Raw genomic sequence first — 12,844 nt, 5'->3', positions numbered from 1 at the left:
AGAAGTTTTAGCACCTGATAGCGTAGGACAAAAGAATGTACTGGAGGATATGGATTTGGTAGAACTGTTAGCACCGGCCGGCAGCCGTGAGGCTTTGATAGCTGCCATTGAAAGCGGAGCCAATGCGGTATATCTGGCTGGAAATATGTTTGGCGCCAGAGCATATGCGGAAAATTTTGATGAAGAGGGCCTGCGGGAGGCTATCCGAATGGCCCATCTGCGGAATGTGCTCATCAATGTTACCGTAAACACAATAGTAGATGACCGGGAGCTGCCAGCAATGGCAGATTATTTGCGGTTCCTCTATGAGGCCGGGGCGGATGCCATTTTGGTACAGGATTTGGGGGTGGCCAGACTGGCCAGGGAAGTGGTGCCAAATCTTCCTCTGCATGCCAGTACCCAAATGACGGTGCATAATCTGGATGGAGTATTGGCCTTGGAAAAAATGGGCTTTACCCGGGTGGTGCTGTCCCGGGAGGTTTCGTTGGCAACCATTAAACACATCATTGCCAATTGCCATGTGGAAATCGAAGTATTTGTTCACGGTGCTCTGTGCGTATGTTATTCCGGCCAGTGCTTGATGAGTAGCCTGATTGGGGGCCGGTCCGGCAATCGGGGCCGTTGTGCCCAGCCTTGTCGTTTGCCGTATACCTTGGTGGATGAACAGGACAAGGATGTGCTGGAAGACAGTGCGGGCAAGTATCTCCTCAGCCCCCGGGATATGAAAACCATTGAACTGCTGCCGGAGCTGATTGACGCCGGGGTGGCTTCCTTGAAAATAGAGGGGCGGATGAAGCGGCCGGAATATGTGGCCATTGTGGTGAACAATTATCGGCAGGCCATTGACCGTCATTACGCCGGCCAATTTCAGGTTACGGATAAAAATGAACATGACTTGGCGCAGATTTTTAACCGGGATTTCACTACGGCCTATCTGGAAAAGAAGCAGGGCCGTAATATGATGAGTGACCGGCGGCCTAACAACCGGGGACTGATGCTGGGCCGGGTGATGGCATACGACCGTCAGGCCGGCATGGTTACCATCAAGCTGAATGATACCTTGGCTGTGGGTGATCAGGTGGATTTCTGGGTAAAGGTAGGTGGCCGGGTAACGGCCACAGTAAAGGATCTGCATATTGTCAAATCCGGGAAAAACCGTAATATGGTAGCTGTGGAGCGGGCCGAGGCCGGCAGCGTGGCCGCGTTTCCGGTGGAGTCACCCGTATACGAGCATGATCGGGCCTTTAAGGTTTTTGATAATGAACTGATGGAGTGGGCCAAGGGCTTTTATAATACCGGTGCCCCTGTGCGGCGTATTCCGGTGGATGTAACCGTGGAGACCGCCGTTGGTCAGCCATTGACTATAACAATGGTGGATGTGGATGGCAATAAAGCCATTGGACAGACAAAGTTTATTGGGCAGGAGGCCATCAAACGGCCCCTGGGGGAAGATACCATTCGCAAGCAGGTGGCCCGATTGGGGACCTCCGTATTTGAATTACGGACTTTAACCTGTCACATCATCGGTCAGGTCATGGTGCCTATGAGTGAAATAAACGAAGCCCGGCGCCAGGCGGTGGAAAGACTGGAAGAACAGCGGTTGGCTAAATATAACCGGCCGAAGCTGGCATATCACGGTCTATCTGCGGCTAAAACCGCCCAAAAGCGGGTAAATACCGGGATTGCAGCAGTGGTGGATAACCTAGAAAAGGCTCAGGCGGCGCTGGAGGCCGGAGCAGACTGGCTGATATTTGGTGGCGAGTCATACAGCCATATGGCCATTACACCTATGGAGTACGAAAAAGCAATTTATATGGCCCATAAGCGCAGTGCTAAAATTGCCCTCAACACCCCAAGAATCATCCGGGATGCCGAGGAAGAAGCCTTTCATAAGTGGCTTCGCACCGTAGCTTCTTATCAGCCGGATGCCATAAATGTACATAATATCGGTGCGTTGGCTGTCGTAAAGGAGCTGACAGATATCCCGGTTCATACGGATTATTCTGTTATAGCATACAACCATAAGACCCTGACTTATTTACAGGAGCTGGGGGTCAGCGGGGCTACCCTGTCGCCGGAGCTTAACCTCACCCAGGTAGAGGCTTTGGCCAAAACCAGTCCAATTCCGTTAGGGTGTATTGTGGATGGCAACCTGGAGCTGATGGTGTCGGAATATTGTGCCACCGGCAGCTTTATCGGGGGACTGCACACAGGAAAATGCAGTGCCCCATGTGTTAATAGCGGGAAAAAGTTCTTTCTAAAGGATCGGAAGGATATAAAATTCCCGTTGGTAATGGACCAGTATTGCCATATGCATGTGCTAAATGCCAATCGGCTCAGTATGTTGCCCCATGCCATGAAGTTCCGCAAAATGGGCATAAGCCAGCTGCGCATTGAAGGAAGGTATATGACAGCCGGGGAACTGAAAAAGATTGTTGCAAATTATAAAAAATATCTGATTTATGATAATGACTTAAATGAGCAGGAAAAAGCGGTGGCCATGGGGCTGGAGGGCAGTGGCATTACCCGGGGGCATTATTTCCGGGGTGTCTTGTGATGGCCATCGGTAATTGAGGTAGTAAAAGTAAATGGAACAAAATTCATTTAAGGTTTTGGAATACAAAAAAATACTGAAAAAGCTGGAGGCCAAGGCCGGCTCCATTTTCGGCAAGGAACTGGCCATGGGACTTACTCCCTCCAGTGATATAGACGAAGTCAGGGAACGGCTGCAGGAAACGGCTGAGGCCAATCGGGTGTTGTCAGTGGGCCGTCCGCCGATCAACGGAGTCCGTGACCTGCGGGATCTGATGAAACGCATCGGGATCGGGGCAGTAATCGAGCCATCAGAAATTCTGGATGTGCTCAGTACCATGCATGTTATGCGGGATGTGAAAAAATATTTCAAGGAGCTGGAGCTGGATGCCCCTGTCCTCAAGGAATGGGCCAGGGGACTGGAGATATTGGGGCAGCTGGAGCGCAATCTGGAAAACATCGTGGATGAGCACGGTAATCTGCGGGATGATGCCAGCGTAGAGCTGAAGCGTATTCGCCGGGAAATCAAGATTGCTCAGGAGCGGATAAAGGACCATCTGTCCCACATCCTTCATTCCGGGGAATACCAGAAATATTTTCAGGATGCCATTGTCACCATGCGGGGGGACCGGTATGTGGTGCCCATAAAGCAGGAGTACCGCCAATATTTTCCTGGCATTGTGCATGATCAGTCGGCCAGTGGCTCCACCCTGTTTGTGGAACCAATGGTGGTGGTCAATCTCAATAACGACATCAAGCAGTCCATCGCTGCGGAAAAGCATGAGGTGGAACGAATCCTGCGGGATGTGTCCATGCAGCTTCGCCGTTATGACGAGACATTGATGACCAACTGTGAGATTTTGGCCCAGATTGACTTTACCTTTGCCAAGGCGGCTCTGGCCAACGATATGAAAGCGGTGGAGCCACAAATAAACGGAGAGGGGATTACTTCCCTTTTATCCGCCCGCCATCCGCTGATTGATTCGGACAAGGCCGTGCCTATAGACATAGATATTGGTGAAAATTACAATATGCTGCTGGTGACCGGCCCAAATACCGGTGGTAAAACGGTCAGTATGAAAACCTTGGGGCTGTTGGTGCTGATGGCCCAGTCCGGGCTGTTTTTGCCGGTGGCGACCGGATCCCGTATGGCTGTATACAATAATATTTACGCGGATATCGGGGACGAGCAGAGCATTGAGCAGAGTCTCAGTACCTTTTCGGCCCATATGACCAACATTGTGGATATTTTGGGGCGGGTAGAGCCGGATGACTTGTTGCTCCTGGATGAGCTGGGGGCCGGCACTGACCCGGAAGAAGGGGCTGCATTGGCTATGGCCATATTGGAGCAGCTGTTAAATATCAAGGCAACGGTAATGGCCACTACCCATTATTCCGAGCTGAAGACCTTTGCCTTCAGTCGGGAGGGCATTGAAAATGCCTGTGTGGAATTTGATGTGGATACCTTGAAGCCAACCTATCGACTTCTCACCGGTATACCAGGGGCCAGCAATGCCTTTGCCATCAGTCAACGGCTGGGGTTGAGCCAGTCGCTGGTATTGCGGGCCAAGCAGCTGATTCAGGCGGACCACGCCCAATTTGAACAGGTAATAAATCAGCTGGAAAAAGAAAAAATGATGTACGAGCAGATGAATGCCGACATTGAGGCCAAGCTGCGCCGAGCTGAAAAAATGGAAGCCAAGGCCGAGGCGATGCGTACTGAACTCACCCAGAAAAAGGCGGATATTATCCGCAAGGCCAAGGACGAAGGCTCCGCCATGGTACGGCGGGCCCGGCGTGAATCCGAGGAAATCATTAAACAGCTGAAAGAACAGTTCAATGATATGGGTATCCAGAAGCGCCAACAGACTATTCAGGAGGCCCGTAACCGCCTGAATGAGGAAGCGGATCGGGTGCGCCCGGGACTGGTTTCAGCCAAGACCTATCGCAAACCGATTGACTTAAAGACCATCGAAGTGGGGGACATTATTTATGTTACCAAGCTGGACCAGAAGGGAACCGTGCTGGGAATCAACGGCAAGGAGCTGGACATTCAGCTGGGCAGCATGAAAACCACCATCAAGGCCAACGCCTGCAAATTTGTGGAAAAGGGCAAGAAGTCTGGTGGTAGCGGCGCAACTGCGGCCGCCAAGCCAGTGGGCAGCCACAGCTTTATGAAAAAGACCCAGACTGCCCATCGGGAGATTGATATCCGGGGTATGATGGTAAATGAAGCAGAGGTTTTGTTGGGGAAATTCATTGATGATTCCCTTATGGCCGGCCTGAGTCAGGTGCTGATTATTCACGGCAAGGGCACCGGTGCTTTGCGCAAAGGGGTCCATGAGTATCTGAAGCGGCACAAAAATGTGGAAAGCTTCAATTTTGCCGATATGAGTCAAGGCGGAACCGGGGCAACGGAAGTTTCCCTCAAATAAAATCTGCGAAAAACGACAATTTATGATAGAATAGTACCGTATATGTTTATTAGGAGGTCTATCATGGAAAAACGAACCGGTGCGGCCCAACGGACCAAACAGACCAAAACACCACCGAAGCAAAGCAATATCAGCCGAATTCTGATAATCTTTGCTGCCATAATAGCGGTGATGGTTATTGGGGTTGGCTGTGGCTTTCTTACGGCTACATTGAATACCAAGGCCGATCTGGCAGATATCCGTCCACCAGCATCGTCCCAAATTTATGATATAAATGGCAACGAAATTGCCAATGTTCATGCGGATGAAAATCGGGTTCCGGTGAAGATGAACCAGATACCGGAAAATCTGAAAAATGCCTTTGTGGCAGTAGAGGATGTCCGCTTTTATGAGCATTCCGGCGTGGATTTCCGGGGGATAATGCGGGCTCTTTGGGCCAATATCAGCCGTCAGGGGGTAAGCGAGGGTGGTTCCACCATTACCCAGCAGCTGGCCAAGAATGCGTATTTGACCCAGGACCGGACCTTTAAACGGAAAATCCAGGAGATGTTCCTGGCTTTGCAGCTGGAACACCAGTATACCAAGGAGGAAATCCTGGAGCTGTATCTAAACCAGATATATTTTGGTCAGGGGGCCTATGGCGTTCAGGCGGCTGCCAAGACCTACTTTGGCAAAAATGTTGAAGAGCTTGATTTGAATGAATGTGCTATGCTGGCGGGAATTCCTAAAAGTCCGAATTACTACTCGCCACTGAACAATCTGCAGGCAGCTCAATCCCGCAAATCTACCGTATTGGATCAGATGGCCAAGTATGGCTATATCAGCTCCTCCACCGCGGCCAAAACCAAGAAGGAAGAGCTGCGTCTGGTACAGAACACCAACAAGAGCGGCAGTGAGGCAGCTTATTTTGTGGACTATGTGATTCAGAGCATGATTGAAAAATACGGTTCTGATGCAGTTTACAAAGAGGGATTGAAGATATACACCACCTTGGATATGGATATGCAGCGGGCGGCGGAAGAGGCTATGAAAAACCTGCCGGATATGTCCGAGGCCAACGGTATTCAGCAGCCACAGGGTGCTTTGGTAGCTATCGACCCGCACACCGGCCATATTAAGGCCATGGTAGGCGGTCGGGGCACTGATATGTTCAACCGGGCCGTTATGGCGGAGCGCCAGCCGGGTTCAGCCTTTAAACCATTTGTATTTGCGGCGGCTTTGGAGTCCAACTATACTCCGGCGTCCATTATTGAGGACAAGCCGTTGACCATAAATGGCTGGTCACCACAGAACTACAGCCGAGACTTTAATGGCAAGGTTTCCCTGCGTTATGTGGCCGAGCAGTCCTTGAATGTACCAACCGTCCGGGTAGCTCAGGATGTAGGCATCGATAAAATTATTTATCTGGGCAAGGAAATGGGCATTACCACCTTTGTCACCGATGGGAACCAGAATGATGGTAATCTGTCTACGGCTTTGGGAGGCCTTACCCGAGGGGTAACGCCGCTGGAGCTCACCAGTGCTTATTGTACTTTTGCCAATGATGGCGTTCATGTAAATCATACGGCCATCGTCCGGGTTTTGGACCGCAACGGCAAGGTGCTGGAGGAAAATGTACCTGAGTCCAAGCAGGTGTTGAAAAAGGACACAGTCAACAATCTCACCAGTATGCTGATGGGGGTAATGGTCCGGGGAACTGGTACTGGAGCTAACATTGATCGTCCATCCGCCGGCAAGACCGGTACCACCAGCGATTATCACGATGCCTGGTTTATTGGCTATGTACCGGATTTGGTGGTGGGTGTCTGGGTTGGTTGTGATGACAACCAGCAGATGGGCACCATGACCGGTGGTACTACGCCGGCCTATATCTGGAAAGCCTTTATGACCAAGGTGAGCAGCAGTATGCCGACCAAGTCCTTTGACGGTGCTTATCTCACGGCAGTGGAAACACCGGTCAAGGAGGAATCCGTGGACAAGAATGGCAACTTGATAGATAAGAACGGCAAGCTGATTTTGGACAAGAATGGCAAGCCGATAAAGGGCGCCGGAAACGCTGCCGATGATAACAAAGCGGCTGATGACAACAATGGTCCAGCCAAGAAAAATGATACGGTGCCAAAGGCACCGCCGGCTTCACCGACGCCAACCGGTCCAGCTGGCAAAAAAGCAAATTAACAGCCTGAATTCAGGTTAAAGGGGAGAAATATAAAAGTGTCAACCAATGTTTTTGATGTTCTCAAGGAGCGTGGCTATCTCGCTCAGTGTACCAATGAGGAAGAGGTGCGTGCCCTGCTGGAAAATGAGCAGGTGACCTTCTACATCGGCTTTGACCCTACGGCGGACAGCCTTCATGTAGGTCATTTTCTGGGCTTGATGGTAATGTCCCATCTGCAGCGGGCCGGTCATCGGCCGGTATGTCTGGTGGGGGGCGGTACCGGTACGGTGGGAGACCCTTCCGGTCGTACTGATATGCGAAAAATGCTTACGGATGAGGATATTGAATATAACTGCAATCAGTTCAAGAAGCAGATGGCCCGGTTCATTGATTTCAGTGATGGCAAGGCGCTGATGGTCAACAATGGGGATTGGCTCCGGAAACTGAATTATATCGAGCTGCTGCGGGAAGTAGGTCCGCATTTCACCGTCAACCGTATGCTGGCAGCCGAATGCTACAAAAATCGTATGGAAAAGGGACTTACCTTCCTGGAATTCAACTATATGATTATGCAGTCTTATGACTTTTTGGAGCTGCACCGCCGGTACAATCTGAAGCTGGAGATGGGCGGTGACGACCAGTGGTCCAACATAATTGGTGGCGTGGAACTGACCCGTCGTATTACCGGTGATGCCGTATATGGTTTGACCTTCACCCTGCTTACCAAGAGTGATGGCCAGAAGATGGGCAAGACCGCTGGTGGAGCGTTGTGGTTGGACAAGGAAAAGACCTCAACCTATGATTTTTATCAGTATTGGCGCAATGTGGACGATGCTGATGTGGAAAAATGCTTATCCTTGCTCACATTCCTGCCAATGGATGAAGTGCGCCGGTTGGGGGCACTGGAAGGTCAGGAGATAAATGAAGCCAAGAAAGTATTGGCTTATGAGGTTACCAAGCTGGTACATGGCCAGGAGGAAGCCGATAAGGCCAAGGCTGCTGCCGAGGCTGTATTTGGTGGTTCCGGGTCCAGTGAAAATATGCCTACCATTGAGCTTGCAGCTGAAGGCCGCAAGCTGCTGGAGGTGCTGGTGGAGGCGGAAGTCTTTGGCTCCAAGGGCGAAGGCCGCCGGTTGATTCAGCAGAATGGTTTGTCTCTTAATGATGAAAAGGTTACTGACGCTGAATATGTGTTGGCGGACAGTGACTTCAAGGATGGGGAAGCCATTGTGAAGAAGGGCAAGAAGAAGTTTTATAGGATAATTAGGAATTAGGAATAAAACCTTCCCCACAGGAGAAGGATATCAAATAAAAAAGGAGTTTTTTAGTAATGTCAGGACATTCAAAATGGGCTAATATCAAGAGAAAAAAAGGTGCAAACGATGCTATCCGTGGTAAGATTACCACTAAAATAGGCCGGGAAATTACCATCGCGGTTCGGATGGGCGGGGCTGATCCTACCGGTAATATGCGTCTCAAGTTGGCATTGTCCAAAGCCAAGTCCAATAATATACCAAAGGATAATATCAACCGGGCCATCCAAAAGGGCCTGGGGGCATCTGATGGCAGTAATTATGAGGAGATGACCTACGAGGGCTACGGCCCGGGTGGTACCGCTATTATGCTGGATATTCTCACTGATAACCGCAACCGTACTGCCGCTGATGTACGCCATATCTTCACCAAGTATGGCGGATCTTTGGGAGCTACCGGCTGTGTATCCTGGATGTTCAACAAAAAGGCTGTTTTTGTTGTGGAAAAGGAATCCTTTGACGATGAGGATGCTTTGATGGAATTGGTACTGGATGCCGGTGCCGATGATTTTGTGGCTGAGGATGAAGTGTTTGAAATCACTGCAGAGCCGGATGCCTTTGATGGTATTCTCCAGGCACTCAATGACAAGGGGATTGAGCCGGCTTCGGCTGAAATCACCATGGTTCCTGATAACACTGTAAAGGTTGAAGGGGAAAATGTTGCTTCTATGCAGAAAATGCTGGATGCCTTCGATGAAAATGATGATGTTCAGGAAGTATACGGAAATTACGAAATGGACGAGGAAGACTAATATATAAATTTAGCGGCCCAAGGGCCGCTAAATTTATATAGTGCTGAATTAGGAATTTCTCCTCGGTTCCCTTTGGGGGAGCTGGCATCTTTAGATGACTGAGGGGGTATTAGGAGGACTACTATGCTTGCATTGGGTATCGACCCAGGAACAGCCATATGCGGCTACGGTTTTGTGGAGGCACAGGGCAGCCGGCTTATTGCCCATCAATATGGGGCTATTACCACCAGTTCAAAGGCCAAGCCGGAGGACCGGCTGATGAAGCTGTATGATGAGTTGGATGAATTGATAAAAAAGTATAATCCGGATGTTATCGGGGTAGAGCAATTATTTTTCAACCGCAATGTTACCACGGCCATCCCGGTGGGGCAGGCCCGGGGGGTAGTGCTGTTGGCGGCGGCCAAAAACGGCATTGAGCTGGTGGAAAGGACTCCGCTACAGGTCAAGCAGGCGGTGACCGGCTATGGAAAAGCCACCAAGGAACAGGTTATCTATATGGTGACCAAGCTGTTAAATCTGCCGGAACCACCCAAGCCGGACGATGTGGCGGATGCCCTGGCAGTGGCCATCTGTACTTCCCATGTGTTGGACAGCTTTGCTTACCGCAACAAATTGTAGGTTTACATATTTTGTGCATTGTATACAGAAAAACATAGTATGTATACACTGTTTGGGGAGAAAATAGGTGGACGAATAGCTGTAATTGTATTATAATATTCGTTGTTTGAGTATTTATAAAGAAAATTTAAAACAAATGTATTTTTGATATGGACATTTGCCCCTATCTAATCCTTTGTTTTTATTTAACAGGAGGGATATAATGGCTCTTATTGTTAAGAAGTTTGGTGGCTCATCTGTAGGCACCACAGAGAAAATCCTCAATGTAGCCAAGAGAATTATCGAAGAAAAAAAGCCCGGTGACCAGATTGTTATGGTTGTGTCTGCTATGGGCGACACCACTGATGACCTGATTGCTCTGGCCAAGGGCATCAACACCAATCCATACCAGTTCCCCCGGGAAATGGATATGCTGCTGACCACTGGTGAGCAGGTTTCCATTGCTCTTTTGACCATGGCCTTCCGTTCCATGGGGCAGAAAGCAATTTCCCTTACTGGACAGATGGTGGGAATGAAGACCAATTCGGTTCATACCAAGGGTAAGATTGTAGATATCCATCCTTCCCGTGTGAAAAAGGAATTGGAAAAGGGCAATATAGTAGTGGTAGCTGGTTTCCAGGGCGTGGATGAACTGGGTGATCCGGTTACTTTGGGCCGGGGTGGTTCTGACACATCGGCAGTGGCTTTGGCCGGGGCTCTGAAAGCCGACTCCTGTGAAATCTATACTGATGTAGATGGTATTTATTCCGCAGATCCACGGCTGATTCCGGACGCCAGAAAGATGAAGGAAATAACCTACGACGAAATGCTGGAGATGGCCCGCCTGGGTGCAGGTGTAATGCAGCCCCGTTCCGTAGAGATGGGCAAGTACTTTAATATTCCAATCCATGTTCGTTCTACATTTACATCCGCAACCGGTACTATGATTAGGGAGGCTTATACAATGGAAGAGAAGGATTTTGTGATTCGCGGTGTTGCCCATGATAAAAATGTTGCTAAAATTGCTGTTCTGGGTGTTCCAAACAATCCAGGCATTGCCAAGGAGATTTTCTCTGCCTTGGCGGAGAAGAATATCGCTGTTGATATGATTGTCCAGAGTATCAGAAATATCGAAAAGAATGTTACTGATATGGTATTTACCACTACCCTGGATGATTTGCCTGAAACCAAGAAGACCGTAGATGTAGTAGCAGAAAAGCTCCATGCTGTGGCTGTGCTCATTGAGGAAAATGTAGCAAAGGTATCCATTGTGGGCGCCGGTATGCTGGGCAATCCTGGTATTGCAGCCAGAATGTTTGGGGCACTGGCTGATGCCAATGTGAATATTGATGCTATCAGTACTTCGGAAATCAGTATCAGCTGTCTGATAAAGGGCACTGATTTGAAGGAAGCGGCCAACGCCATTCACAAGGAGTTCTTCCCGGAAGACCATGAGTAATGATGAATGGTGAATTATGAATTCATAATTACCTATATTCGTAATTATTTTCAAGGAGGCATTTTACTATGAGTTCACAGGTTGCATCACATCGGGTAGGAAAAAAGTTGGTTGATGTTATTTTTGGGGCTAGTGCTGCCTGTAATGAAGCCATAAAACAGCATGGGGCAGAAAAGGTTACCAATGCTACAGTGGGATCCATTATCGGTGAGGATGGCAAGCTGGCCTGCCTGCCAACTATGGAAAAGGCATTTAGAGGATTGAATATTTCTGATGTGGCAGCTTATGCTCCACCAGCCGGTCTGCCAGCCTATCTGGATGCGGTTATTGGACTGACCTTTGCTGATAACAAGCCGGAGGGCCATATCGCTGCTTGTTCTACTTCCGGTGGAACAGGAGCTTTGCACATGGCTATTGCCAATTATTCCGAAATTGGCGATCAGGTGTTGACCTCCGACTGGTTTTGGGGGACCTATAATCCTCTCTGCCAGGAAGCTGGTCGTAGCTTGGCCACCTATCAGCTGTTTGATGAAAATATGAATTACAATGTTAAGGCTTTGGCCGAAAAGGTGGATGAGCTGTTTGCCAAGCAGGACTCTTTGCTGCTGATTATCAACACTCCGGCCCATAATCCTACTGGTTATAGCCTGACCGATGAGGAATGGACGCAGGTCTTAGACATTGCCAAGGCGTGGGCGGACAAGGGCAAGAAGTTTAATCTGATGGTGGATATTGCTTATATTGATTATGCTGGTGAAAAGAATGAAACCCGTCGGTTTATGAAGCAGTTCAGCAATCTCCCAGAAAATATTTTCGTTATGTTTGCCTTCTCCATGTCCAAGGGCTACACTATGTATGGTCAGCGGACAGGCGCCCTGATAGGGCTTTCTGCCAGTGCGGAGCTCATTGAAGAATTTAAGAATGTCACCAAATTTACCGGCCGTGCTACCTGGTCCAATATCAACCGGGGGGCTCAGACCCTGCTTACCACCATTCAGCAGGACAGTGACATGCTGGCTCAGTTTGAAAAAGAGCGTGATGAGCTTTATGGAGTAATTCGCGACAGGGCTGCTATATTTATGAAGGAGGCCCAGGAGTGTGGGTTGAAAGCTCTGCCATATAAGGCTGGGTTCTTCATTTCGGTTCCGGCCAAGGATCCTGCCGCAGTATGCGATAAACTGCACGATGATTTGATTTTTGCCGTGCCTTTAAAGAAGGGAGTCCGCATTGCGGTATGCTCCATACCGAAGGCCAAGATGTATGGAATGGCGGCCAAGGTGTTGAAGGCGTGGAAGGCCGTGGAAGAGTAATACAATAGGATATAGAGTTTGCAAAAGAGACCGTAGCCTTACGGTCTCTTTTTTTGTTGGGGCAGTTAGCCACTACTAAACAGGGCAATGTGCCAGCTGCCCATCATCCAGTCAAGCTTCACCTCGGCTCCCCTTGGGGAGCTGGCATCTTCAGATGCCTGAGGGGGTAGTGGCTAATCGGGCGGGGGCAGTTGCCTGTCGCCCGGTTTCATTGCTAAAACTATTTTCTGCCTTCAATATATCATCAAAAAAAATCCAAACTCGCTACGCTCAGACATGGATTTTTTC

8 protein-coding genes are annotated in these 12,844 nt (G+C 49.4%); all 8 read left to right on the top strand.

Translation table 11 applies throughout. The features are described 5' to 3' along the window. Window positions 1-49 precede the first annotated feature (49 nt). The 8 genes from QZV24_RS05920 to QZV24_RS05885 all read left to right on the top strand — a co-directional run bounded on the left by QZV24_RS05920 (window position 50) and on the right by QZV24_RS05885 (window position 12,556). On the top strand, window positions 50-2,557 hold the full coding sequence (locus tag QZV24_RS05920; protein ID WP_294521504.1) for a DUF3656 domain-containing protein: 2,508 nt from the start codon (window positions 50-52) through the stop codon (window positions 2,555-2,557). Between the two features lie 31 nt (window positions 2,558-2,588). Continuing rightward, window positions 2,589-4,967: an endonuclease MutS2 gene (locus QZV24_RS05915; RefSeq protein WP_294521453.1), complete on the top strand. Its 2,379-nt coding sequence runs from the start codon at window positions 2,589-2,591 to the stop codon at window positions 4,965-4,967. Between the two features lie 63 nt (window positions 4,968-5,030). Further along, on the top strand, window positions 5,031-7,145 hold the full coding sequence (locus QZV24_RS05910) for a transglycosylase domain-containing protein (protein ID WP_294521450.1): 2,115 nt from the start codon (window positions 5,031-5,033) through the stop codon (window positions 7,143-7,145). 36 nt (window positions 7,146-7,181) lie between these two features. Beyond that, the gene (tyrS, locus tag QZV24_RS05905; RefSeq protein ID WP_294521447.1) at window positions 7,182-8,399 is read left to right on the top strand and encodes a tyrosine--tRNA ligase; all 1,218 of its coding nucleotides are present in this window, start codon (window positions 7,182-7,184) and stop codon (window positions 8,397-8,399) included. 56 nt (window positions 8,400-8,455) lie between these two features. Then, window positions 8,456-9,190: a YebC/PmpR family DNA-binding transcriptional regulator gene (locus QZV24_RS05900; protein WP_294521444.1), complete on the top strand. Its 735-nt coding sequence runs from the start codon at window positions 8,456-8,458 to the stop codon at window positions 9,188-9,190. Window positions 9,191-9,313: 123 nt separating this feature from the next. After that, window positions 9,314-9,808: a crossover junction endodeoxyribonuclease RuvC gene (gene ruvC, locus QZV24_RS05895; RefSeq protein ID WP_290657254.1), complete on the top strand. Its 495-nt coding sequence runs from the start codon at window positions 9,314-9,316 to the stop codon at window positions 9,806-9,808. Between the two features lie 202 nt (window positions 9,809-10,010). Then, the gene (locus tag QZV24_RS05890; RefSeq protein ID WP_290657252.1) at window positions 10,011-11,246 is read left to right on the top strand and encodes an aspartate kinase; all 1,236 of its coding nucleotides are present in this window, start codon (window positions 10,011-10,013) and stop codon (window positions 11,244-11,246) included. 68 nt (window positions 11,247-11,314) lie between these two features. Further along, window positions 11,315-12,556, top strand: coding sequence for a pyridoxal phosphate-dependent aminotransferase (locus QZV24_RS05885; protein WP_294521440.1), 1,242 nt, complete (start codon window positions 11,315-11,317; stop codon window positions 12,554-12,556). The last annotated feature ends 288 nt before the right edge of the window (window positions 12,557-12,844 follow it).

The sequence above is a fragment of the uncultured Anaerovibrio sp. genome, from assembly GCA_902786545.1.
Lineage (GTDB): Bacteria > Bacillota > Negativicutes > Selenomonadales > Selenomonadaceae > Anaerovibrio.
This window is presented reverse-complemented; position numbering and strand designations above follow the sequence as displayed.